At 72.6% G+C, this 23,183-nt stretch carries 21 protein-coding genes and 1 riboswitch; of the genes, 16 read left to right on the forward strand and 5 right to left on the reverse strand.

Annotation, left to right across the window (positions count from 1 at the left end):
* Positions 1-5 precede the first annotated feature (5 nt).
* Complete coding sequence (locus tag AC6I72_RS23105) at positions 6-401, reverse strand: response regulator (RefSeq protein ID WP_037855891.1); 396 nt, start codon at positions 399-401, stop codon at positions 6-8.
* Between the two features lie 207 nt (positions 402-608).
* Between AC6I72_RS23105 and ctaE the strand changes: the two genes are divergently transcribed.
* From ctaE to AC6I72_RS23135, 6 genes are all read left to right on the forward strand, one after another.
* On the forward strand, positions 609-1,229 hold the full coding sequence (gene ctaE / locus AC6I72_RS23110; RefSeq protein ID WP_009188180.1) for an aa3-type cytochrome oxidase subunit III: 621 nt from the start codon (positions 609-611) through the stop codon (positions 1,227-1,229).
* Between the two features lie 62 nt (positions 1,230-1,291).
* A complete protein-coding gene (qcrC, locus tag AC6I72_RS23115; protein WP_498003120.1) occupies positions 1,292-2,101 on the forward strand; it encodes a cytochrome bc1 complex diheme cytochrome c subunit in 810 nt (269 codons plus the stop codon).
* Positions 2,098-3,156: a cytochrome bc1 complex Rieske iron-sulfur subunit gene (qcrA, locus tag AC6I72_RS23120; protein WP_037855896.1), complete on the forward strand. Its 1,059-nt coding sequence runs from the start codon at positions 2,098-2,100 to the stop codon at positions 3,154-3,156. The genes qcrC and qcrA overlap by 4 nt, the downstream gene beginning before the upstream one ends.
* Entirely contained in the window at positions 3,153-4,790 is a 1,638-nt protein-coding gene (qcrB, locus tag AC6I72_RS23125) for a cytochrome bc1 complex cytochrome b subunit (RefSeq protein ID WP_498003121.1), read from the forward strand. The genes qcrA and qcrB overlap by 4 nt, the downstream gene beginning before the upstream one ends.
* A 149-nt stretch (positions 4,791-4,939) precedes the next feature.
* Entirely contained in the window at positions 4,940-6,004 is a 1,065-nt protein-coding gene (gene trpD, locus AC6I72_RS23130) for an anthranilate phosphoribosyltransferase (protein WP_498003122.1), read from the forward strand.
* A gap of 83 nt (positions 6,005-6,087) precedes the next feature.
* Positions 6,088-6,204, forward strand: a riboswitch (SAM riboswitch).
* 179 nt (positions 6,205-6,383) lie between these two features.
* Complete coding sequence (locus AC6I72_RS23135; RefSeq protein ID WP_498003123.1) at positions 6,384-7,745, forward strand: aminotransferase class V-fold PLP-dependent enzyme; 1,362 nt, start codon at positions 6,384-6,386, stop codon at positions 7,743-7,745.
* Positions 7,746-7,843: 98 nt separating this feature from the next.
* Here AC6I72_RS23135 and AC6I72_RS23140 read toward each other — a convergent pair whose 3' ends face one another.
* Positions 7,844-8,125: an Lrp/AsnC family transcriptional regulator gene (locus AC6I72_RS23140; RefSeq protein WP_498003124.1), complete on the reverse strand. Its 282-nt coding sequence runs from the start codon at positions 8,123-8,125 to the stop codon at positions 7,844-7,846.
* A complete protein-coding gene (locus AC6I72_RS23145; protein WP_498003125.1) occupies positions 8,122-8,874 on the reverse strand; it encodes a rhomboid family intramembrane serine protease in 753 nt (250 codons plus the stop codon). Before AC6I72_RS23145 ends, AC6I72_RS23140 begins: the two co-directional genes overlap by 4 nt.
* A 155-nt stretch (positions 8,875-9,029) precedes the next feature.
* On the opposite strand from AC6I72_RS23145, the gene AC6I72_RS23150 reads away from it, so the two are divergent.
* From AC6I72_RS23150 to AC6I72_RS23170, 5 genes are all read left to right on the forward strand, one after another.
* A complete protein-coding gene (locus tag AC6I72_RS23150) occupies positions 9,030-9,269 on the forward strand; it encodes a hypothetical protein (protein WP_498003126.1) in 240 nt (79 codons plus the stop codon).
* A gap of 59 nt (positions 9,270-9,328) precedes the next feature.
* Entirely contained in the window at positions 9,329-10,678 is a 1,350-nt protein-coding gene (locus AC6I72_RS23155; RefSeq protein ID WP_498003128.1) for an NYN domain-containing protein, read from the forward strand.
* A gap of 291 nt (positions 10,679-10,969) precedes the next feature.
* Complete coding sequence (locus tag AC6I72_RS23160) at positions 10,970-12,004, forward strand: C40 family peptidase (protein ID WP_498003129.1); 1,035 nt, start codon at positions 10,970-10,972, stop codon at positions 12,002-12,004.
* 315 nt (positions 12,005-12,319) lie between these two features.
* Positions 12,320-13,375 (forward strand): C40 family peptidase, encoded by a 1,056-nt coding sequence (locus AC6I72_RS23165; protein WP_498003131.1) that lies wholly within the window; start codon positions 12,320-12,322, stop codon positions 13,373-13,375.
* A gap of 31 nt (positions 13,376-13,406) precedes the next feature.
* Positions 13,407-14,597: a hypothetical protein gene (locus AC6I72_RS23170; RefSeq protein ID WP_498003133.1), complete on the forward strand. Its 1,191-nt coding sequence runs from the start codon at positions 13,407-13,409 to the stop codon at positions 14,595-14,597.
* Between the two features lie 85 nt (positions 14,598-14,682).
* Here the strand turns inward: AC6I72_RS23170 and AC6I72_RS23175 are convergent, their stop codons facing one another.
* Positions 14,683-15,987 carry a glycosyltransferase 87 family protein gene (locus AC6I72_RS23175; RefSeq protein WP_498004794.1) on the reverse strand — a complete coding sequence of 435 codons (1,305 nt, stop codon included), beginning with the start codon at positions 15,985-15,987 and terminating at the stop codon, positions 14,683-14,685.
* 182 nt (positions 15,988-16,169) lie between these two features.
* On the opposite strand from AC6I72_RS23175, the gene AC6I72_RS23180 reads away from it, so the two are divergent.
* Positions 16,170-17,312 carry a glycosyltransferase family 4 protein gene (locus AC6I72_RS23180; RefSeq protein WP_498003135.1) on the forward strand — a complete coding sequence of 381 codons (1,143 nt, stop codon included), beginning with the start codon at positions 16,170-16,172 and terminating at the stop codon, positions 17,310-17,312.
* A 239-nt stretch (positions 17,313-17,551) separates the two neighbouring features.
* Here the strand turns inward: AC6I72_RS23180 and AC6I72_RS23185 are convergent, their stop codons facing one another.
* Positions 17,552-19,348 (reverse strand): AMP-dependent synthetase/ligase, encoded by a 1,797-nt coding sequence (locus AC6I72_RS23185; RefSeq protein WP_498003137.1) that lies wholly within the window; start codon positions 19,346-19,348, stop codon positions 17,552-17,554.
* Between the two features lie 306 nt (positions 19,349-19,654).
* Here AC6I72_RS23185 and AC6I72_RS23190 point away from each other — a divergent pair, with 306 nt between their 5' ends.
* The 4 genes from AC6I72_RS23190 to AC6I72_RS23205 all read left to right on the forward strand — a co-directional run bounded on the left by AC6I72_RS23190 (position 19,655) and on the right by AC6I72_RS23205 (position 23,144).
* Entirely contained in the window at positions 19,655-20,452 is a 798-nt protein-coding gene (locus AC6I72_RS23190; protein ID WP_498003138.1) for a metallophosphoesterase family protein, read from the forward strand.
* A gap of 143 nt (positions 20,453-20,595) precedes the next feature.
* Positions 20,596-21,066, forward strand: a complete 471-nt coding sequence (locus tag AC6I72_RS23195; protein WP_498003140.1) for an SRPBCC family protein — start codon at positions 20,596-20,598, stop codon at positions 21,064-21,066.
* 233 nt (positions 21,067-21,299) lie between these two features.
* Positions 21,300-22,484 carry an ArsA family ATPase gene (locus tag AC6I72_RS23200; protein WP_498003142.1) on the forward strand — a complete coding sequence of 395 codons (1,185 nt, stop codon included), beginning with the start codon at positions 21,300-21,302 and terminating at the stop codon, positions 22,482-22,484.
* Positions 22,485-22,541: 57 nt separating this feature from the next.
* Positions 22,542-23,144, forward strand: a complete 603-nt coding sequence (locus AC6I72_RS23205; RefSeq protein ID WP_498003143.1) for a DUF5304 domain-containing protein — start codon at positions 22,542-22,544, stop codon at positions 23,142-23,144.
* Positions 23,145-23,183: the final 39 nt, after the last annotated feature.

A 23,183-nucleotide genomic window follows, 5' to 3' on the forward strand; every position in this document is an offset into this window, starting at 1 on the left:
CGCTCCTACACCAACGCGGGCTTGCGCAGCAGCGCGGCCAGGGCGGCGGCGAACTCCACCGGCTCCACCGGCAGGGTGACCGCCGCGTCCGCGCGGCTCCAGGTGGCCAGCCAGGCGTCCTGCGGCCGTCCGATGAGCAGCAGCACCGGCGGGCACCGGAAGACCTCGTCCTTGATCTGGCGGCACATCCCCATGCCGCCCATCGGCACGGCCTCGCCGTCCAGGACGCAGACGTCGATCCCGCCCCGGTCCAGTTCGGCCAGGACCGCCGCGGGCGTGGCGCACTCCACGAACTCCACGACGGGCGCGTCCTGGGCCGGCCGCCGGCCCGTGGCCAACCGCACCTGCTCCCGGGTGTTGGCGTCGTCGCTGTAGACCAGGACCGTCGCGGTCGCCTGCATTGTTCCTCCACGCCTCTTGAGAAGAGCTTGAGAAGACACAGCATTGTGCGGGAACTTCCGGGTACCGATGGCGCGGATGCTACTCCCTCGCGGACCCGGTCAACACCGCCTTGAACACCCCTTCGATGGGCCATACGGGCTGGACACACCCCACAGACACTCCGAACGGCACCCCCCGGAGTGAGGGCGGGATAAGCGACCGACATAATGTCGGTCGTGGCGACAGCAACGACAGTAGAAACCGGGCACGCGCACCCGTCGGTCAACCGGCCGAACCTCACCAGCGTCGGAACCATCATCTGGCTGAGTTCCGAGCTGATGTTCTTCGCGGCCCTCTTCGCGATGTACTTCACCCTGCGATCGGTGACGGGTCCGGCGCACTGGAAGGAGATGGCGGACCACCTCAACGTCCCCTTCTCGTCGGCGAACACCACGATCCTGGTGCTCTCCTCACTCACCTGCCAGCTCGGCGTCTTCGCCGCCGAGCGCGGTGACGTGAAGAAGCTCCGGGGCTGGTTCATCGTCACCTTCATCATGGGTGCGATCTTCATCGGCGGTCAGATCTACGAGTACACCAGCCTGGTGAAGGAGGACGGGCTCTCCCTGTCCTCCGACCCGTACGGCTCGGTGTTCTACCTGACCACCGGCTTCCACGGCCTGCACGTGACAGGCGGCCTCATCGCCTTCCTGCTGGTCCTCGGCCGTACCTACGCGGCCCGGAGGTTCACCCACGAGCAGGCGACCGCGGCCATCGTCGTGTCCTACTACTGGCACTTCGTCGATGTCGTCTGGATCGGCCTCTTCGCCACGATCTACCTGATCAAGTAGCCGACGAACCGATCCAAGTCCGCAAAGCATCGACGCAGAAGATCCTGACACCGGGGTAATCCGTGAAAAAGCTCTCCGCACGACGACGCCATCCGCTGGCGGCGGTCGTCGTCCTCCTTCTCGCGCTGGCGGCCACGGGGGGGCTGTACACCGCGTTCGCGCCCGCGAGCAAGGCGAAGGCCGACGACTCCGCTCAGTCCCTCACCATCGAGGAGGGCAAGAAGCTCTACCAGGTCGGCTGCGCAAGCTGCCACGGCACCGGTGGTCAGGGCACCACTGACGGTCCGTCCCTGGTGGGCGTGGGCGCCGCCGCAGTCGACTTCCAGGTCGGCACCGGCCGTATGCCGGCCCAGCAGCCGGGCGCTCAGGTCCCGCGCAAGAAGGTCATCTACACCCAGGCCGAGATCGACCAGCTGGCGGCGTACATCGCCTCCCTGGGTGCCGGCCCGGCCGTGCCCACGAAGAACGAGTACAGCCCCCAGGGCGCGGACATCGCCCAGGGCGGTGAGCTGTTCCGCACCAACTGCGCCCAGTGCCACAACATCACCGGCAAGGGTGGTGCGCTCACGCACGGCAAGTTCGCGCCGGACCTCGCGGGCGTCGACCCGAAGCACATCTACGAGGCCATGCAGACCGGCCCGCAGAACATGCCGTCCTTCCCCGACACCACGATGTCCCAGAAGAACAAGAAGGACATCATCGCGTACCTGAACGCGGTCAACGGCGACCAGACGGAGAACCCCGGCGGTCTGGAGCTGGGCGGCCTCGGGCCGGTCAGTGAGGGTCTGTTCGGCTGGATCTTCGGGCTGGGCGCCCTGATCGCCGTCGCCGTGTGGGTCGCCGCCCGGACCGCAAAGGCCAAGAAGTCATGAGTAGCCAAGACATTCCAGAAGAGAACCTGCCTGCCGAGCAGGGCACGGCGCACGGCGCCGTAGGGGTCGCGGACGACAAGAACCCGTTCGCCGACCCGGGCCTGCCGCCCCACGAGCACCGGATCCAGGACATCGACGAGCGGGCCGCCCGGCGGTCCGAGCGTGCCGTCGCCCTGATGTTCACGGTGTCGATGCTGGCCACCGTGGGCTTCATCGCCTCGTACGTGACCATCCCGAACGACAAGTCGATCTACGTCTTCCCGATCGGGCACATCAGCGCGATGAACTTCGCGCTGGGCCTGACGCTGGGCGTGGCGCTGTTCTGCATCGGCGCGGGCGCGGTCCACTGGGCCCGCACCCTGATGTCGGACGCGGAGGTCGCCGACGAGCGTCACCCGATCGAGGCGTCCCCCGAGGTCCGTGCGAAGGTCCACGCGGACTTCAAGCAGGGTGCCAAGGAGTCCGCGATCGGCCGCCGCCCGCTGATCCGCAACACCATGCTGGGCGCCCTCACGCTGGTGCCGCTGTCCGGGCTGTTCCTGCTGCGCGACCTGGGCCCGCTGCCCAAGGAATCGCTTCGCCACACCATGTGGGCGAAGGGCAAGCGCCTGGTCAACATGAACACCAACCAGCCGATGCGTCCCGAGGACATCGCCGTCGGTTCGCTCACCTTCGCCAAGCCCGACGGCCTGGAGGAGACGAGCGAGGAGTTCCAGCAGGAGATCGCCAAGGCGGCCCTGATGATCGTCCGGCTGCAGCCGGACAACATCAAGGACAAGCGCGAGCTGGAGTGGTCGCACCAGGGTGTCGTGGCCTACTCGAAGATCTGCACCCACGTCGGTTGCCCGATCTCCCTGTACGAGCAGCAGACGCACCACGTGCTGTGCCCGTGCCACCAGTCCACCTTCGACCTCTCCGACGGCGCCCGAGTCATCTTCGGCCCGGCCGGTCACGCCCTGCCGCAGCTGCGCATCGGCGTGGACAGCGAGGGGTACCTCGAGGCGCTCGGCGACTTCGAGGAGCCCGTCGGTCCTGCATTCTGGGAGCGCGGATGAGTACTACAGCGAGCAACCCGACCCGCTCGCGCGGGAAGGCACCGGCCGGCGAGAAGCTCGCCGACTGGGCCGACGGCCGGCTGGGCATCTACAGCCTGGCCAAGGCCAACATGCGCAAGATCTTCCCCGACCACTGGTCGTTCATGCTGGGTGAGGTCTGCCTCTACAGCTTCCTGATCATCATCCTCACGGGTGTGTATCTGACGCTGTTCTTCCACCCGTCGATGAACGAGGTGGTCTACCACGGCAGCTACGTCCCGCTCCAGGGACAGCTGATGAGCGAGGCGTTCAACTCGACCCTGCACATCTCCTTCGAGGTGCGCGGTGGTCTGCTCATCCGGCAGATCCACCACTGGGCCGCGCTGATCTTCCTCGCGGGCATGTTCGTGCACATGATGCGTGTGTTCTTCACCGGCGCGTTCCGCAAGCCGCGTGAGGTCAACTGGATGTTCGGCTTCCTGCTGTTCGTCCTGGGCATGTTCACCGGTTTCACCGGTTACTCGCTCCCGGACGACCTGCTGTCCGGCACCGGTGTCCGCTTCATGGAGGGCGCGATCCTGTCCGTGCCGATCGTCGGCACGTACATCTCGTACTTCCTCTTCGGCGGCGAGTTCCCCGGTCACGACTTCGTGGCCCGGTTCTACTCGATCCACATCCTGCTGCTGCCGGGCATCATGCTCGGCCTGGTGGTCGGCCACCTGATCCTGGTCTTCTACCACAAGCACACGCAGTTCGCGGGCCCCGGCAAGACCAACAACAACGTCGTCGGCATGCCGCTGCTGCCGGTCTACATGGCCAAGGCCGGAGGCTTCTTCTTCCTGGTCTTCGGTGCCATCGCGGCCATCGCGGCGATCGCGCAGATCAACCCGGTCTGGGCCATCGGCCCCTACCGTCCGGACCAGGTGTCCACCGGCGCCCAGCCCGACTGGTACATGGGCATGGCCGAGGGTCTCATCCGTGCGATGCCCGGCTGGGAGATCAACTTCTGGGGCCACACGCTGGTCCTGGGCGTGTTCATCCCGCTGGTGCTCTTCGGTGTGGTCCTCGCGGTCATCGCGCTGTACCCGTTCATCGAGTCCTGGGTCACCGGCGACCGGCGCGAGCACCACATCCTGGACCGCCCGCGCAACGTCCCGACCCGTACGGCCTTCGGTGCCGCGTGGATCGCCTGGTACTTCGTGCTGCTGGTCGGTGGTGGAAACGACCTGTGGGCCACCCACTTCCACCTGTCGATCAACGCGATCACCTGGTTCGTGCGCATCGCGTTCTTCCTGGCGCCGGTCGTCACCTTCGTCGTCACGAAGCGGATCTGCCTCGGCCTGCAGCGCCGGGACAAGGACAAGGTGCTGCACGGCCGCGAGTCCGGCATCATCAAGCGCCTGCCGCACGGTGAGTTCATCGAGGTCCACGAGCCGCTCAGCCAGGAGCAGCTGTACACCCTCACGGCCCACCACCAGTACGAGCCGGCCGAGATCGGCCCGACGGTCGACGAGAACGGTGTCGAGCGCAAGGTCGGGGGTACGGAGAAGCTGCGCGCCAAGCTCAGCAACGCGTACTTCGGTGAGGACAGCCAGATCGCGAAGCCGACCGTCGAGGAGTACAAGGAGATCACGAGCGGCCACGGCCACCACTGATCACTTAACCCTGAGCGTCGCCACGCCAGGCCGAAGGGCCCCGTCCGAACCCCGGACGGGGCCCTTCGCCGTGCCCGGGGCTGGATAGGGTGGACACCGGTACGAGAGATAGCGTCCGGGAGCCCCGGGCACCGATTCAGGAGCGGCTTATGAGCGCTGTGACCCCCGCTGGAGGCGACACCGCGGCGGGCCGTTCCTGGCCCCGGATACTGAACGGTCTGCTGGAGGGCCGGGACCTGGTCGCCGACGACACCGCCTGGGCCATGGACCGGATGATGGGCGGCGAGGCGACCGACGCCCAGATCGCGGCCTTCGCGGTGGCCCTGCGCGCCAAGGGCGCCACCGTCGAGGAGATCACCGGCCTCGTCCGCACGATGTACGAGCACGCCAACGTGATCCAGGTGCCCGGCGCCACCGTCGACATCGTCGGCACCGGCGGCGACGGCGCCAAGACGGTGAACATCTCCACCATGTCCTCGATCGTCGTCGCGGGCACCGGCGCGAAGGTCGTCAAGCACGGCAACCGGGCCGCGTCCTCCGCCTCCGGCGCCTCCGACGTCCTGGAGAAGCTCGGCGTCAACCTCGACCTGACGCCGCGGCGGGTGGTCGAGGTCGCCGAGGAGGCCGGGATCACCTTCTGCTTCGCGGTGAAGTTCCACCCGGCGCTGCGCCATGTGGGCGCCGCCCGCGGGCAGTTGGGCATCCGCACGGTGTTCAACCTGCTCGGTCCGCTGACCAACCCGGCCAAGGTGAAGGCCCAGGCGGTCGGTGTCGCGGTGGCGCACGAGGCGCCGATCGTGGCGGGCGTCTTCGCCGAACGCGGCAACTCCTCCCTGGTCTTCCGCGGCGACGACGGGCTCGACGAGCTGACCACCACCGCGACCTCGCGGGTGTGGGTCGTCCGGGACGGCAAGGTCACCGAGGAGGCCTTCGACCCGCGCGACGTCGGCCTGGACCTGGTGCCGGTGGAGGCGCTGCGCGGCGCGGACGCCTCCTACAACGCCGAGGTCGCCCGCCGGCTGCTGGAGGGCGAGAGCGGCCCCGTACGGGACGCCGTCCTGCTGAACTCGGCGGCGGCCCTGGTCGCCCTGGAACCGGGCCGGGGGACGCTGGCGGAGCAGATCCGGGCCGGGATGGAGAAGGCCGCCGAGTCGATCGACTCCGGGGCGGCCCGGCGCACGCTGGAGCGCTGGGTGGCCGCCAGCAACGCCTGAGCCGTGCGGTGCGACGCGGGGCGCGGTCCACGATCCGGACCGCGCCTTGCGCCCGGAAGATCGTGTGGCAAGATGTTGGACCAGGTCATGAGTGACAGCCATGTGGCCCCGGCCGGCTGTCCGGCAACCCTCCGTCCGTGGCGGGGTGCCCCGGGTGAAGACCAGGTCGTAGGCAGCGAGGTCTACGGCAAGCGCGGACCCCTCGCATCACCAGGGGTCCTGGTCGTACGAGGGAGCCTTCCGTGAGCAACCGAATGCGTTAGGGCGACCGGCCCCGAGGCCGCAGAGCCCCGCCTCCGCACACCTCTTCTCACTTCACCACGCTGGAGCCCTGTCCGCTCGCGTGGTGGATTCAGCCTGCTCTCACGGGAGTTCACCCATGTCTGTCTCCACCCTTGCCGCCGACCAGTCCGTTTGTGCCCCGCTGCCCGTTCTGGGACGGGATGTGACCGTTCCGCTGGTCACCGGCGGCGAGGTCACCTACGCGGCCCTCGACTACGCGGCCAGCGCCCCCGCGCTCCAGCGGGTCTGGGACGACGTGGCCGCGTACGCCCCCTACTACGGCAGTGTCCACCGCGGGGCCGGCTACCTCTCGCAGCTCTCCACCGACCTGTTCGAGAACGCCCGGCGCACCGTCGCCGAGTTCCTCGACTGCCGCGCGGACGACCAGGTGGTGTTCACCCGCTCCACCACCGACTCCCTCAACCTGCTGGCCCGTGCCGTCCCGGACGACTGCCGGGTGTTCGTCTTCGAGACCGAGCACCACGCCTCCCTGCTGCCCTGGCGCGACGCCCAGGTGACCTACCTCAACGCCCCGCGCACCCCGGAGCAGGCCGTTGCGACCCTGGAGCGGGCGCTGGCCGAGCGCGAGCCCCACGGCCCCGCCCTGGTCTGCGTCACCGGCGCCTCCAACGTCACCGGCGAGCTGTGGCCGGTGCGGGAACTGGCCGCCGCCGCCCACGCGCACGGTGCCCGGATCGTCCTGGACGCCGCCCAGCTCGCCCCGCACCACCCGGTGTCGGTCAAGGACCTCGACGTCGACTGGGTCGCCTTCTCCGGGCACAAGCTGTACGCCCCCTTCGGCTCCGGTGTGCTGGCCGGGCGCGCGGACTGGCTGCGCGAGGCCGAGCCGTACCTCGCGGGCGGCGGCGCCAGCCGCCGGGTGACGCGGCGCGCGGACGGGGGAGTGGACGTGCAGTGGCACGACAGCGCCGCCCGCCACGAGGCCGGCTCGCCGAACGTCATCGGCGCCTACTCGATCGCGGCGGCCTGCAAGGCGCTGACCGAGGCCGGGTTCGACACGCTGGTGGCCCGCGAGCGGTACCTCATCGCCAAGGTGCGCGACGGGCTGGCCGGAGTGCCCGAGGTGAAGGTGCTCTCCCTGTTCGGGGACGACGCCCCGCGGGTCGGTGTGCTCTCCTTCGTGGTGGCGGGCTGGAACAGCTCGCACTTCGCCGCCGCGCTCTCCGCCGAGTACGGCATCGGGGTCCGCGACGGCCTGTTCTGCGCCCACCCGCTGGTGCGCACCCTGCTCGGCAGCGACCCGCAGACCCAGGGCGAGTGCGGCGCCCCCGAGGCCGCGCCCGGCGAGAAGTCCCTCAACGCCATCCGCGTCAGCTTCGGCGCCGGCACCCCCGACGAGCACGTGGAGCGCTTCGTGGCGGCGGTGCGGGAACTGGTGGCCGAGGGCGCGAAGTGGACGTACCGCACCGAGGACGGCCGCTGCGTGCCCGCCGTGTGAGGCCCCGCGTCCCGCGGGCGGTGACGAGCCGGTGCCGAGGCGGCGGAGTGCCGCGGGCGGTGACGGCGGACGGCGTCCCGGAGGCGGCGGTCAGGCGGTCAGGAGTCCAGCCCGATCGCGAACGCCGCCTCCAGGTCGTGCTGCGAGTACGTGCGGAAGGCGACGTGCGTGTCCGTGGCCTCCACTCCGGGGATCTTGCTGATCCGGCCGGGGATGATCTCCGCCAGGTCCTCGTGCCGGGCCACCCGGACCATGGCGATCAGGTCGTACGTGCCGGTGACGGAGAAGACCTCGCTCACGCTCTCCAGCGAGGCGATCCGCTCGGCGATCTCGGGGATCCGGTCCACACTGGTCTTGATGAGGACGATCGCGGTGATCACGGCTGGTTCTCTCCCTCGGGGGCCGGAGCAGGGGTGGCCTTCACTCTAGTCGGCCGTCCGGACCTGGCCCACGCGTAGCCGAAGCCGAGCGCGAAGCCGATGACGTGGGCCAGGTAGGCCACGCCGGGTCCGTCGGGGGCCCGGCCGGCGGCCAGCCACTGCAGGGCGGCCCAGAAGGGCAGGACGACCCAGGCGGGCAGGCGCAGCGGCAGGAAGAAGAGGAACGGCAGCACGCTGGTGACCCGGGCCCGGGGGAACAGGTAGAGGAAGGCGCCGAGGACCGCCGAGATCGCCCCCGACGCCCCGACCAGGGTCTGGCCGGAGTCCGCGTGGGCGCCGGCGTACCCCAGCAGGGCCAGGTAGCCGCAGCCGACGTAGAACAGCGTGAACTGGACGCGGCCCATGCGTTCCTCCGTCAGCGCGCCGAAGACGTGCAGGAAGAGCATGTTGCCGAGCAGGTGCACCCAGCTGCCGTGCACGAACAGGGCCGTGGCGGGGGTGAGCGCGGCCCGGGCGGAGCCCGTGAACAGGTCGGCGGGGATCACGCCCCAGCGCCGGAAATAGGCCTGCTGGGCCTGGAGCAGGGTGTCCCCGGTGCCGTGGGCGGGGACGAGTCCGGCGGCCGGGCTGATCGCGAAGGCGGCGCAGCACAGGACGATCAGGGCGGTCGTCACCGGCGCCGGTGTGGACCGCACCGCCCTGAGTGCCCTGACCGTCCGGGCGGCCACCGCGTTCCTGGAGCTGATCATGTGTACAGAGCATGACGTAACAGGACGCATCCGCACACACCGCCTCGCCGCCGTGGACAGCCGGGCGCCGAGTGGCCTCCAGGCCGTAGGGTTACGAGCCGGCGCACCGGGGAAGCCGGCGCGTCGCGGAATCCGGATGGAAAGTGAGCAGCCCGATGACGGTTCCCCTGCCGACCGCCACGACGCGGTGGCGCTGCACCCTCTGCGGCAACCTCACCCGTTTCGACGTGACGCGCTCGTCGAAGGTCGTCGAGTACGTCCACCTCGACCTGGCCGGGGAGCCCATGGTCGAGGAGCGCGAGGTCGTCAGTGAGACCATCGAGTCGGTGCGCTGCCGCTGGTGCAACGCGGTGGACAAGGTGGAACTCGTGGACAGGCCGGGCGCCGGCTCCTGAGCGGAGCGGACCCGCACAGGCGACCCCGGGAGGGGTCCCGTGAGGCATTGGGGTGACGGATGGCGCAGACACGAGGCGGGGAGCCGGACGACGGCGCCGCTGAGGTGCTCGACCGTCCGCTGCCCGACGGCGTGCGCCGCAGGGTCGTGCAGATCGTGGCCGACGCCTTCGGCCGGCTGACCGTCGCCGAGCTGCCCGCGCAACTGCGCCAGTACGCCCGGTTCGCGCCCAACCGCCGGGCCAAGTTCGCCGGCAACGCGATGGCGGCGGCGCTGGAGACCGACACGCTGTTCCGGCAGCGGGTCGGGGAGAAGTTCCGGGAGGCGCAGGCCGAGCTGTGCGGCGCCCTCGACTCCGGCGCGCCGCCCCCGGCCGCGGACCCGCTCGACGTGGCCGCCGCGGCCTACGTCCTGCGCCCGGCGGGCTGGGTGAAGCTGGTGACCGCCGCGGGCGAGGAGGCGCTGCGGGCGCACGCCGAGCGCGCAGAGGAGGAGAGCCGCGCCGAACTGGAGCGGCTGCGCGAGCAGCTGGCCGCCGCCCGCGAGCAGGCCCGCGCCGAGACCGAACGCCTGCGCACCGAGCTGGACGCGGCGCGCAAGGAGGCCGATTCGCTGCACCGCAAGCTGCGCGCCGCGCTCAGCGACGTCAAGCGCGGCGAGGCGGCGCTGCGCAAGACGCGCGGCGAGACGGAGACGGTGCGCGCCGAGGCGCAGGTGCAGGTGTCGGCCGCCGAGAGCGAGAACCGGCGGCTGAAGGCGCGCCTGGGCGAGGCGGAGGCCGCTCTGGAGGCCACCCGCAAGGCCGCCCGTGAGGGGCGCAGCGTCGAGGACATGCGGGTGCGGCTGCTGCTGGACACCGTGCTCGACGCCGCCCAGGGGCTCCGGCGCGAACTCGCGCTGCCGCCGGTGTCCGTACGGCCCGCCGAGACCGTCGACGCGGTGGAGCCGGGCCGGATGACACCGAAGGACATCGCCGCCCGCGCGCTGTCCGAGCACGATCCGGCGGTCCTCGACCAGTTGCTCGCGCTGCCGCAGGCGCATCTGGTCGTCGACGGCTACAACGTCACCAAGACCGGCTATCCCCAGATGCCGCTGGAGAAGCAGCGTCTGCGGCTCCTCGGACAGCTCTCGCAGCTCGCCGCGCAGACCGGCGCCGAGGTCACCTGTGTCTTCGACGGGGCCGAACTGGCCGCGCCGGTGCTGCTGGCGCCGCCACGCGGGGTGCGGGTGCTGTTCTCCAAGCCGGGTGTCACCGCGGACGAGCTGATCCGTCAGCTGGTGCGCGCCGAGCCGCCGGGCCGGCCGGTCATCGTCGCCTCCACCGACCGCGAGGTGGCCGACGGGGTCGCCCGGGCGGGGGCGCGCCCGGTGGCGTCGGCGATGCTGCTGAAGCGTCTGTCGCGCGGCTGAGGACGGACACGGGCGGGCCGCGGCGGCCCGCCGGCCGCTCTCCTGGAGCCGCAAAACGGTCATAAGCCGATCTACGTCTTATTCACAACGTAGAGGTTTGATGCCCGAATTGACGGATCCGTCACGCAACGTAGCGTCAACCATGCCTCACCCCTGGTGAGTTGAGGGCAAAGAATGCGGGCTGTGACGGAATTTCTTGGTGGGAGGATTTGAATTCATCACGATGAGGTCACTAGGGTCTGGCCTCGAACCTCCGAGCGGGTGGTCACTCACAAGAAGGAGCTTTCTTCCGTGGCGTCCCACCGTCGACCCAAACAGCCCAGTCGCGCACGCGTGACGATGCTCACCACCGCGGCCGCCGCCGCCGTCGCGATCAGCGCGCAGGCGGCCAACGCGGCTCCGAGTGAGAAGCCGAGCAAGGACGAGGTCAAGTCCAAGGTCGACAAGCTCTACGAGCAGGCCGAGCAGGCCACCGAGAAGTACAACGGGGCCAAGGAGAAGCAGGAGAAGCTCCAGAAGGAGATCTCCACCATCCAGGACAACGTCGCCCGCGGTCAGCAGGACCTCAACAAGCTGCGCGACGGCCTGGGTTCGATGGCGGCCGGCCAGTACCGCTCCGGCGGCATCGACCCGTCCCTCCAGCTCTTCCTCTCCTCCCACCCGGACGAGTACCTGGACCAGGCCGCCACCCTCGACCAGGTCAGCGGCCAGCAGGCCGACGCGCTGAAGAAGATCCAGGACAAGCAGCGCCAGCTCGCCCAGCAGCGGGCCGAGGCCACCGCCAAGCTCAAGGACCTCGCCGCCACCCGCACCGAACTGGGCAGCAAGAAGAAGGAAGTCCAGGGCAAGCTCGCCGAGGCGCAGAAGCTCCTCAACACGCTCACCGCCAAGGAGAAGCAGCAGCTCGCCGCCGCCGAGCAGACGCGCGCCACCCGGGGCACCGAGCGGGTCTCCCTGGGCAAGATCACCCCGGGCAGCGGCCACGCGGGCGCCGCCTTCTCCGCGGCCCAGAGCAGGATCGGCAGCCCGTACGTCTACGGCGCCACCGGCCCGTCCTCCTTCGACTGCTCGGGCCTGACCTCCTGGGCGTACGCGCAGGCCGGCGTCTCCATACCGCGCACCTCCGAGGCGCAGGCCAACGCCGGCCAGCGCATCTACTCGCAGAGCCAGCTCCAGGTGGGCGACCTGGTCCTGTTCTACGGCGACCTGCACCACGTCGGCCTCTACGCCGGCAAGGGCATGGTCCTGCACGCCCCGCACACCGGTGCCAACGTTCGCTACGAGTCGATCGGCAACATGCCCTTCCAGTTCGGCGTGCGCATCTGACGCGGAGGCACCCCGGGCCCGTACCCCGGGCACCGCACGCGCACCGTCTGCCCCGGCCTGCGCGCCGCACACCCCGGCACGCTGTCACACCGCCCGAACGGGCGAATCGCATCAACGCACGCTGACCCCGCGCCCCGCCCCTGACCTGTGTCGGAGGCGGGGCGCCCGGTTGTGCGGCCCCCGAGGTCTTTGGCCGGTGCCCGTCGGCGCGGCTACTGTCGGGCGCGTTTCCCCCCTGCCGCCGCCGCGCGTCAGCCCGGCCTGTGGCAGCGGGGGAGGCAGTCCTTGCTGGCCAGTGGAGGAGTTCGGCTTCCTGTGGGGTCCCATCGCCGCCTTGCACCATCCGCGTCCGACCGGGGCACCGGTGCCGCCCGCGCCGCCGTCACCCTGCTGTCCGCGGCGGCCGCCGCCCTCGGCGCCCTCCCGGTCACCTCGGCCGCCGCCGCACCGCACGGCGACCCGCGGGCCGAGGTGGACCGGCTCTACCACGAGGCCGAGCAGGCGACCCAGGCCTACGACCGGGCCGACGAGCGCGCCGATGTGCTGCGCCGTCAGGTACGCGACGCACAGGACCGCATCGCCCGGCGCCAGCAGCACGTCAACACGCTGCGGGAGTCGATCGGTTCGGTGGCCGGGGCGCAGTACCGCTCCGGCGGCATCGACCCGTCCCTGGCGCTGCTGTTCTCCCGCGACCCGGCCGAGTACCTCGACAAGGCGACCACGCTCGACCGGATCGGCGCCCAGCAGGCCGGCGAACTCCAGGAACTGCGCCACGCCCTGCGCGCACTCGCCCAGGAGCGCGCCGAGGCCACCGGCGCGCTGGCCGAACTGGACAAGAGCCGCAGGGCCGTCGCCGCCCACAAACACACCGTCGAACGGAAACTGGCCCAGGCCAGGCGGCTGCTCAACTCCCTCACCCGCTCCCAGCGCGACGCCTACGAGCGGGTCTCCCGCTCCACCGGCGACGGCCTCCTGTCCGGCCGCGACGACCTGCTGTCCGGTCCCGGCGGGGGCCCCGCCGCCTCCTCGCGCGCGGCCGCCGCCCTCGCCGCGGCCCGCTCCGCCCTCGGCCGCCCCTACGTGTGGGGCGCCAACGGCCCCGCCGGCTTCGACTGTTCGGGCCTCATGCAGTGGTCGTACGCCCAGGCCGGGGTGCACCTGCCGCGGACCTCGCAGGAGCAGCGCTACGCCGGCCGGCGGATCCCGCTCTCCCAGGCCCGCCCCGGCGACCTCGTCGTCTACCGCTCCGACGCCAGCCACGTGGCGATGTACGTGGGCGGCGGCCGGGTGATCCACGCCCCTTACCCGGGCGCCCCCGTGCGCTACGACTCCGTGCACATGCTGCCGGTCTCCTCGGTCACCAGGGTCTGACGGCGCACCCGAGCGGTCGTACGATCGGAAAATGGCTGGTCGAGGGCGGGTGCCGGGAACGATGGCGGCGGTGGCGTCCCTGCTGCTCGCCTCACTGACGGCCTGCGGCGGGCGCTCCGCCACCGACACCGCCCGTGACCAGGTGCAACGGCTGCTCGACTCGCGCGCTGCGGCGGTCCTCCACCACGACCCGGCGGCCTACGCCACCACCGGCGACCGGGCGCCGTACACGAAGCTCGACTCCGTCCCGTTCACCGCCTGGTCCTACCGCGTCACCGCCCTGCACCGCGGCGGCGGCCGCACCACCGCCGACGCCGACCTGAGCTACCGGATGACCGGCTACGACACCGCCCCCGTCACCGTCGGGCGCACCCTGACCCTGTCCACCACCGCCGACGGGAAGTGGTACGTCGACTCCGACCGGCCCGCGCGCGGCTTCGCGCAGCAGCTGTGGGACCAGGGGACCGTGTCGGTGGTGCGCGGACGCAGCAGCATCGTCCTCGGCGTCGGACAGAGCGCCGGGTCGCTGCGCGGTTACGCCGGGCTGGCCGACCAGGCGGTGCCCGCCGTCTCGGACGCCTGGGGCACCGACTGGAGCCGGAGGGTGGTCGTGCTCGTCCCCGGGTCGCTGGACGGGATGGCCGCGCTGCTCGGCTCACCCGCCGACGACTACCGCGGCATCGCGGCCGTCACCACCGGCGAGGCGGGCGGCGGCGGGCGGGCGCCGGCCGACCGGGTCGTGATCAACCCCGACGCGTACAGTCTGCTCGGTCCGCTCGGCCGACAGGTCGTGCTCACCCACGAGACCACCCACGTCGCCACCCGCACCCACACCGACGCCGCCACCCCGCTGTGGCTGTCCGAGGGCTACGCCGACTGGGTCGGCTACCGGCGCTCGGGACGCACCCCCGAGCAGGCCGCGCCCGAACTCCAGCACGCCGTGGCCGGCGGGCAGGTGCCCGCCGCGCTGCCGTCCGACAAGGACTTCGGCTTCGCCGGGGACCCCACCCGCCTCGCCCAGGCCTACGAGGGCGGCTGGCTGGCCTGCCGGATGATCGCCGCCCACTGGGGCGAGGACCGGCTGGACGCCTTCTACCGCGCCGTCGGCGCGCACCAGCGGCGGGCGGGAGCGGTCGAAGACGCGCTCCGCACGGAGCTGGGCACGACCTTGGAGCGGTTCACCGGGCAGTGGCGGGAGTACGTGCGGGCGCAGCTGGGGTGAGGGTGTGCGGGGGGCCACCGAGGCCATGGGGGAGCCTTCGGAACGGAGGTCTCCGGGGAAGAGGGGTCTTCTGGAGGGAGAGCCTTCAGGGGGCGGGGGAGGGCTGCCTGCCGTGGGCGGCGGCCTGCTCCGGCAGGGCCGGGTGTCCGGCCCCGGCGGCGGGGCGCCACAGGGTCCGGGCCGCGCTCACGGCGGCGGCCACCAGCAGGCCGTTGCGCAGGAACAGCAGCGTGACGCCGAGCGGGTCGCTCGCCACGACGTTCCCGAAGTACACCGGGAACTCCAGCACCGTCACGAAGGCCGCGGCCAGGACCAGACCGACCGGCAGCCGCATCCGGCTCCCCGCGAAAGTCCCGCAGACCGCACCGAGCCCCACCAGCCACACCAGATACTGCGGACTGATCACGCGGCTGGTGACCGTGAACAGCAGCACCGCCGTGAACGCGGCGTCCGCGACCGTGTGCGGCGCCGTGTGCGGCCCCTGGTGCCGCGCCGTTCGCCGGGAGCGCAGCCGCCACCACAGCAGCCAGCCGAAGGCCGCCGCCGTCAGCGCCTGGGCGCCCGCGCTCACCGCACCGACGTGCGGTCCGATGAACTCCATCGAGCCGTAGTGGAGCTGGACCTCACCGTGCCAGCCGAGGTGCCGGGCCACGTGCAGGACGAGCGCGCCCAGCGACTCCACCTCCGTGCCCCGGCCGCCCTGCGCGCCCAGGAACGACAGTGCGCCGGGCACGAGGGCCGCGCACAGCGTGACCGGCACGGCCGCCGTCACCGCCGCCGCCGTCCACGCCCGCCGCCCGGCCGCCGCCCGCACACCCGCCAGCAGCAGCACCGGCCACACCTTGAGCAGCGCCCCGAAGCCCGCCAGCACCCCGAGGACGCGCGGTCCGCGGGCGCCCGCGAGGAGCGCGGCCACGGCCACCGCGGTCACCATCACGTCGTAGCGGGCGTACAGGGTCGGGCCCAGCAGAGGCGCGCCCGCCGTCCACACCCAGGCCCCGCGCAGCGGGCGCCCGGGCCGCCGGCCGCCGTACAGCAGCAGGCACAGCACCGCCAGGTCCGCCGCGCACGCCAGGACGAAGAACGCCGGGGCGTAGCCGAGGAAGGGCAGCGCCGCCGGGGCGAGGACGGCGAGCGCGGCGCCGGGCGGGTACTGCCAGGCGACGTCACCGGAGGGGAAGACGCCCTGCCGCAGCACCTCGTACCAGTCCCGGTAGATCACCCACACGTCGCTGGTGACGTCCGGCCCCGGGAAGCCCAGCACCCCGGACACGACGAGCAGCAGCACCGCACGGGTCACCGCCCAGGCCGCCAGGAGCCCCGCCCAGGGCGCCGCCCGGACCGCCGCCGGGAGCCCGGCCGGACGCCCCGCCGTGCCCGCCTCGTCCACCACGGCCTCTCCCCGTCCCTTCGCACCGGCTGCCGTCCCGGGCTCCCATGCTCCCCCGGCCCCCGGGCGCGGGCCATGCGAGTACCGCCGCACGGGGGCCGGCGGGCGGACGGACGGCCGTGAGGGATCCGGGCCGGGCGGGGATCAGGGCCGGGCGGGCCGATTGGGTAGGGTCTGCGGCGATGCACAAGACCCTCGTCGTCACCAACGACTTCCCGCCCCGCCCCGGCGGGATCCAGGCGTTCCTGCACAACATGGCGCTGCGGCTGGACCCCGAGCGGCTCGTCGTCTACGCCTCCACCTGGAAACGGAGCGCGGAGGGCGTACGGGCGACGGCCGCCTTCGACGCGGAGCAGCCCTTCACCGTCGTGCGCGACCGTACGACGATGCTGCTGCCCACCCCGGACGTCACCCGGCGCGCGGCCGGACTGCTGCGGGAGCACGGCTGCACGTCGGTGTGGTTCGGCGCGGCGGCCCCGCTGGGGCTGATGGCCCCCGCGCTGCGCAGGGCCGGGGCCGAGCGGCTGGTGGCCACCACCCACGGCCACGAGGCCGGCTGGGCCCAGCTGCCCGCGGCACGGCAACTGCTGCGCCGCATCGGGGAGTCCACGGACACGATCACCTACCTCGGCGAGTACACCCGCTCCCGGATCGCCGCCGCCCTGACGCCCGCCGCGGCCTCGCGGATGGTGCAGCTCCCGCCGGGCGTGGACGAGAAGACCTTCCACCCGGGATCCGGCGGCGACGAGGTGCGGGCCCGGCTCGGGCTCACCGGCCGGCCGGTGGTCGTGTGCGTCTCCCGGCTGGTGCGGCGCAAAGGGCAGGACACCCTGATCCGGGCCATGCCCGCGATCCTGGCCGCCGAGCCGGACACGGTGCTGCTGATCGTGGGCGGCGGCCCCTACGAGAAGGACCTGCGGCGGCTGGCGCGCGAGACCGGCGTGGCCGCCTCCGTACGGTTCACCGGACCGGTGCCCTGGAGCGACCTGCCCGCCCACTACGGCGCCGGGGACGTCTTCGCCATGCCCTGCCGTACTCGGCGCGGCGGACTCGACGTCGAGGGCCTCGGCATCGTCTACCTGGAGGCGTCCGCGACCGGACTGCCCGTCGTCGCCGGCGACTCCGGCGGCGCGCCCGACGCCGTGCTCGACGGCGAGACCGGCTGGGTCGTGCGCGGCGGCTCCCCCGAGGAGACCGCCGACCGCGTCACCGCCCTGCTGGCCGACGAGGAACTGCGCCGCCGGATGGGCGAGCGGGGCAGGCAGTGGGTCGAGGAGAAATGGCGCTGGGACCTGCTGGCGGAGCGCCTGCGGGAGCTGCTTTAGCGAGCAGCCTCTTGGGTTCGGGGGCCCTGCGGGGGCGCGCCTGGCCACTCACCGGGCCGGGCGGCCGGTGGGCGAGCCTGCGGGGTCCGGAGGCCCGCGGGGGCGCGCCTTGCGGCCCGCCGGGCCGGGCGGGCCGTGGGTGAACTCCCTGCGGGGCCCGGAGCGGAGCCCCGCGAGGGCGTCCGGCGGCCCGCCGGGCCGGGCGGCGGGAGGGGCGGGCGAACCCCGCCCCCGCCGCACTATTTCGCGTAGATCGCCTCGATCTCGTCCGAGTAGTCCTTCGCCACCACGTTCCGCTTCAGCTTCAGCGACGGGGTCAGATGTCCCGAGTCCTCGGTGAACTGCGCCGCCAGCACACGGAACTTGCGTACGGACTCCGCCTTCGACACCGCCGCGTTGCCGTCGTCCACCGCGCTCTGGACCGCCGCGAGCAGATCCGGGTCCTCGCGCAGCGACGCCGCCGTGGACCCCGCCGGCTTGCCGTGCTCCGCGCACCAGCGGCCCAGGAACTCCTCGTCGAGGGTGACCAGCGCGCCCACGAACGGCCGTCCGTCCCCGACCACCATGCACTCGGCGACCAGCGCGTGCGCCCGGATGCGGTCCTCGATCACGGCCGGTGCGACGTTCTTGCCGCCCGCGGTGACGATGATCTCCTTCTTGCGGCCGGTGATCCGCAGGTACCCGTCCTCGTCCAGGGTGCCGATGTCACCGGTGTGGAACCAGCCGTCCGCCAGCGCCTCCGCGGTGGCGCCGGGGTTGTTCCAGTACTCCTTGAACAGGTGCTCCCCGTGCAGCAGCACCTCCCCGTCGTCCGCGATCCGGATCACCGAACCGGGCAGCGGCTGCCCGACGGTGCCGATCTTCGGCCGGTCCCACGGGTTGAAGGCGGTGGCCGCGCAGGACTCCGTCAGCCCGTACCCCTCCAGCACGGTGAAGCCGATGCCGCGGAAGAAGTGACCGAGGCGCTCACCGAGCGGGGCGCCGCCGGAGATCGCGTACTCGCCGCGCCCGCCGAGCACCGCGCGCAGCTTGCTGTAGACCAGCTTGTCGAACGCCTTGTGCCTGAGCTTGAGGCCGAACGACGGACCGGACGCCGTGTCCAGCGCCCTGCTGTAGGCGATCGCCGTGTCCGCCGCCTTGTCGAAGATCTTTCCCTTGCCGTCCGCCTGCGCCTTGGCGCGCGCCGAGTTGTAGACCTTCTCGAACACCCGCGGGACACCCAGTATCAGCGTCGGGCGGAACGCGGCCAGCTCGTCGGTGAGGTTCTTGATGTCCGGCACGCAGCCCAGCTTGATCGGCGCCATCATCGGCGCGATCTGCACCAGCCGCCCGAAGACGTGCGCGAGGGGCAGGAACAGCAGCACCGAGCACTCGCCGGTGCGGAACAGCGGACGCAGCCGCTCCACCACGTTGCCGCACTCGGCGAAGAAACTGCGGTGGGAGAGCACGCAGCCCTTGGGGCGGCCGGTGGTGCCGCTGGTGTACACGATGGTCGCCGGGTCGTCGGCCTTCGCCAGCGAACCGCGCTCCTCGACCGTGGCGTCGCTGATCCCCTGGCCCGCCCGGCCCAGTTCCGCGACCGCACCGGCCTCGATCTGCCAGACGTTCTTCAGCGCGGGCAGGCTCTCGCGCACCGACTCCACGGCGGCGGCGTGGGCGTCCGTCTCCACCAGGCAGGCCGTCGCCCCCGAGTCGCCGAGGATCCACTGCACCTGCTCGGGCGAGCTGGTCTCGTACACCGGCACGGTGACGGCACCCGCGCTCCAGATCGCGAAGTCCAGCAGCGTCCACTCGTAGCGCGTGCGGGACATCAGGCCGACCCGGTCGCCCGGCTGGACGCCGGAGGCGATCAGGCCCTTGGCGGCGGTGTGCACCTCGGCGAGGAAGTCCCGCGCGGTGACGTCCTGCCAGACGCCGCCCGCCTTGCGGGCGATCACGGCGACCTCGGGATGCTGCGCGGCGTTTCTGCGGACGATGTCGGTCAGATTCCCGTCCGTGGGGACCTCGTACAAAGCCGGAAGGCTGAACTCGCGCAAGACTGCTGCTCCTCATAGGGCGCCGGCGCCACGACGTTGTGTGATGCGACGGTGCGGTCCAAGGCTCGGTCGGGTGCCCAGGGGCTTCGCCAGGGAGCCGCTTCGGGCCCGGTGGTTGAAATCCAGAGCACGACTGGACTGCCCGGAGGTTACCCGTCGGTATGCCTTTTTCGACAGGGGGTCCCCGTGAGATGTTCGCTGCGTCACACGATGGGTGTTTCCTCGCGCACAGTAGTCGACCGGCTGAACGACTGGCCAGTAACCGCAGGTCCGCCCGCCAGTGTTCACCGCATACCCTCTGTCTCCATGGCAGCCACACCACCCCGTCGCAGCGGCACGCGTGTCCATGTGGTCAGCGACGTGCACGGCAACGCCCGTGACCTGGCCCGGGCCGGCGAGGGTGCCGACGCCCTGATCTGCCTCGGCGACCTGATCCTCTTCCTCGACTACGCCGACCACTCGCGCGGGATCTTCCCCGACCTGTTCGGCGTGGAGAACGCGGACCGCATCGTCGAGCTGCGCACCGCCCGCCGCTTCGGCGAGGCACGCGAACTCGGCGCCCGGCTGTGGGCCGGCCTGGACGGCGACCGGGCCACGGTCGTCGAACAGGCCGTGCGCAAGCAGTACGCCGAACTCTTCGCCGCATTCCCCGCCCCGACGTACGCCACTTACGGCAATGTCGACATGCCGCCCCTGTGGCGGGAGTACGCCCGCGAGGGCACCACCGTTCTCGACGGCGAACGCGTCGAGATCGGCGGCCGCGTCTTCGGCTTCGTCGGCGGCGGCCTGCGCACCCCCATGAGGACGCCGTTCGAGATCAGCGACGAGGAGTACGCCGCGAAGATCGAGGCGGTCGGCGAGGTCGACGTGCTGTGCACCCACATCCCGCCCGACGTGCCCGAACTCGTCTACGACACCGTCGCCCGCCGCTTCGAACGCGGCAGCCGCGCCCTGCTCGACGCCATCCGCCGCACCCGCCCCCGCTACGCCCTGTTCGGCCACGTCCACCAGCCGCTGGTCCGGCGCATGCGCGTCGGCGCCACCGAGTGCGTGAACGTCGGCCACTTCGCCCGCACCGGCACACCCTGGGTGCTGACGTGGTGACCACGTCCGCCCGCGGACGCGTCGTTCCCGCCATGTCCGCAGGTGGGGGTGGAGTCCGCCGCTCGCCTGCGCGGTAGCCTTCACGCTGCACACCCGTGCGCACGACGACCGACTTCCGGCCCGCATCTGGAGGAGCCACGGCGATGGCGGAACACACCAGCTCGAGCATCACGATCGAGGCGGCCCCCGCCGACGTCATGGGGGTGATCGCCGACTTCGCCCGCTACCCCGACTGGACCGGCGAGGTCAAGGAGGCCGAGGTCCTCAGCACGGACGGCCGCGGCCGCGCCGAGCAGGTCCGCCTGGTCATGGACGCGGGCGCCATCAAGGACGACCAGACCCTCGCCTACACCTGGACCGGCGACGACGAGGTTTCCTGGACCCTGGTCAAGTCCCAGATGCTGCGCTCCCTCGACGGCTCCTACCTGCTCCGGCCGGCCGGCGCGGGCGCCACGGAGGTCACGTACCGCCTCACCGTCGACGTCAAGATCCCCATGCTCGGCATGATCAAGCGCAAGGCCGAGAAGGTCATCATCGACCGCGCCCTGGCGGGACTGAAGAAGCGGGTCGAGTCGGGCGAGACCCACGACACGTTCCAGGAGTCCGAGAAGTAGCGGAAGCCGCGGGGCCACGCCGCTCCCCGCCCCGCGCCGGGCTCACCGTCCGCGGGACGCGGGCCGCCGGGGGCCGCGCGTCCGCACGCGCCGGCCGCGGGAGTGCCGCGGGGGTGCGCCGGTGCCGGCAGAGCGCGCGGGGGCGCGCGGCGCCGAGCAGGCGCGCGCCGGTGACACCGGCGCGGGCGCCCCGCAGGCGAACGAGCCGCCGGACACGGCTAGCGTTCACCCCCATGCGCACCCTGCTGATCACCGGACCGGGCGGTTCCGGTCGTACCACCGTGGCCGCGGCCACCGCGGCCGCCGCCGCCCGCGAGGGCACCCGCACCCTCGTCCTCAGCGGCGACCGCACCGACACCCTCGGCGCGGCCCTGGGAGTGCCCACCGGCGCGCGCCCCGGACCGGCCGCCCCGGACCTCACCGCCTGGCGCCCCGACGCCGCCGCCGGCTTCCGGGCCGACCTCGCCGCCTTCCAGGACCGCGCCGCGAGCGTCCTCGACCTGCTCGGAGCCTCCCGGCTGGACGCCGAGGAAGTCACCCCCCTGCCCGGCGCCGAGGAACTCGCCCTGCTGCGCGCGCTGCGCGACGCCGCCCTCAGCGAGCGCTTCGAGCTGCTGGTCGTCGACCTGCCGCCCGCTCCGCAGGCCCTGGCCCTGCTCGCCCTCCCCGCCGAACTCCGCCGCTACCTGCGCCGCCTGCTGCCCCCCGAGCGGCAGGCCGCCCGCGCCCTGCGCCCGGTCCTCGGCCGCCTCGCCGGTGTCCCCGTGCCCGCCGACCGGTTCTACGAGACGGCCGCCCGCTGGGACGCCGAGCTGGCCGCCGCCGAGGCCGTCGTCGCCGACCCGGGCACCGCCGTCCGGCTGGTCGCCGAGCCCGGCCCGGCCGGCACCGACGCCGTCCGCGACACCGCCCTGGGCCTGGCCGTGCGCGCCCTGCCCGTCGAGTCCCTGGTCGCCAGCCGCGTCCTGCCCGACGCCCCGGCGGACTCCTGGCTGACCGGCCTGGCCGCCCAGCAGCGCAAGGCCCTGGAGGAGTGGGGCCAGACGTACACCGTCCACCCGGCCGCCCACCTGGGCCGGGACCCGCGCGGCCCCGACGACCTCGCCGCCCTCGCCGCCCTCGCCGTCCCCGCGACCGGACCGGCCCCCCTCGCCGCCCCCGTCGAGTGGCCCGTCGAGGACCGGCTGGCCGAGGACGGCGTCCTGGTGTGGCACATCCCGCTGCCCGGCGCCCGGCGGGACGAACTGGACCTCGTGCGGCGCGGCGACGAACTCGTGCTCACCGCCGGCGGCTTCCGCCGCATCGTGGGCCTGCCCTCGGCGCTGCGCCGCTGCACCGTGGACGGCGCCGCCCTGCGCGAGGGCGGGCTGCGCATCAGGTTCGCGCCGGACCCGGCGCTCTGGCCCCGCGACAGGTGAACCGGCGCCCCGCGTTCGGGTAACGTCGGAAGGACGAACCGTAGTCAGGAGTGCGCCATGAGCGAAGAGCGCCCACCGTCCGACGACGCCGCACGGGACGACGCCGCTCAGGAGCGGACCGAGGGAGAGCGCCGGGCCGCGGACGCCGACGCGTGGGCCACGGCCTGCGCGGAGGACCTGGAGGCGGAGAAGGCCCGGCGCCGCGCCCAGTACGGGCCGCCCCCGGGTTCGGCCGCCGAGGAACTGCGCAAGCTCGTCGACACCGTCGCCGACAAGCTGTCCTCCCTGCGCTCACCGCTGCTCGGCCCGGTCGCCGGACCCGCCGCCCAGGAGATGGTGCGGCAGGTCGTGCAGCAGGCCAGGGCCGCCGTGGAACCGGTCCGCGAACGCAACCCGGACGTGTTCGGCCACCTCGCGGCGGCCGGCGGCGAACTGCTCGCCGCCTACCGCTCGGCCGTCCAGGCCCAGGAACGCCGCTGGACCTCCCGCACGGGCGGCGCCGAGGACGGCCGCGGTGACGGCGGCCTCGGCGAGGACGGCCCGCGCCGCGGCCCGCAGGACGGCCCGCACACCCGTCCGGGCGGCGACGGGGAGGGCCCCGGCGACCGCCGCGACAAGGGCGAGGGCACGGGCGGCGGGGAACGCATCGACCTGGACTGACCCTCCGCCGGGACACTGCCGCCGGGACCCCGACGGCAG

This window comes from Streptomyces sp. Xyl84 (assembly GCF_059731885.1).

Bases quoted from the DNA above. Each gene is read 5' to 3' on its own strand.
- AC6I72_RS23105 (WP_037855891.1), bottom strand. From the start codon at position 401: ATGCAGGCGACCGCGACGGTCCTGGTCTACAGCGACGACGCCAACACC.
- ctaE (WP_009188180.1), top strand. From the start codon at position 609: ATGTCGGTCGTGGCGACAGCAACGACAGTAGAAACCGGGCACGCGCAC.
- qcrA (WP_037855896.1), top strand. From the start codon at position 2,098: ATGAGTAGCCAAGACATTCCAGAAGAGAACCTGCCTGCCGAGCAGGGC.
- qcrB (WP_498003121.1), top strand. From the start codon at position 3,153: ATGAGTACTACAGCGAGCAACCCGACCCGCTCGCGCGGGAAGGCACCG.
- trpD (WP_498003122.1), top strand. From the start codon at position 4,940: ATGAGCGCTGTGACCCCCGCTGGAGGCGACACCGCGGCGGGCCGTTCC.
- AC6I72_RS23135 (WP_498003123.1), top strand. From the start codon at position 6,384: ATGTCTGTCTCCACCCTTGCCGCCGACCAGTCCGTTTGTGCCCCGCTG.
- AC6I72_RS23145 (WP_498003125.1), bottom strand. From the start codon at position 8,874: ATGATCAGCTCCAGGAACGCGGTGGCCGCCCGGACGGTCAGGGCACTC.
- AC6I72_RS23150 (WP_498003126.1), top strand. From the start codon at position 9,030: ATGACGGTTCCCCTGCCGACCGCCACGACGCGGTGGCGCTGCACCCTC.
- AC6I72_RS23155 (WP_498003128.1), top strand. From the start codon at position 9,329: ATGGCGCAGACACGAGGCGGGGAGCCGGACGACGGCGCCGCTGAGGTG.
- AC6I72_RS23170 (WP_498003133.1), top strand. From the start codon at position 13,407: ATGGCTGGTCGAGGGCGGGTGCCGGGAACGATGGCGGCGGTGGCGTCC.
- AC6I72_RS23180 (WP_498003135.1), top strand. From the start codon at position 16,170: ATGCACAAGACCCTCGTCGTCACCAACGACTTCCCGCCCCGCCCCGGC.
- AC6I72_RS23190 (WP_498003138.1), top strand. From the start codon at position 19,655: ATGGCAGCCACACCACCCCGTCGCAGCGGCACGCGTGTCCATGTGGTC.
- AC6I72_RS23195 (WP_498003140.1), top strand. From the start codon at position 20,596: ATGGCGGAACACACCAGCTCGAGCATCACGATCGAGGCGGCCCCCGCC.
- AC6I72_RS23200 (WP_498003142.1), top strand. From the start codon at position 21,300: ATGCGCACCCTGCTGATCACCGGACCGGGCGGTTCCGGTCGTACCACC.
- AC6I72_RS23205 (WP_498003143.1), top strand. From the start codon at position 22,542: ATGAGCGAAGAGCGCCCACCGTCCGACGACGCCGCACGGGACGACGCC.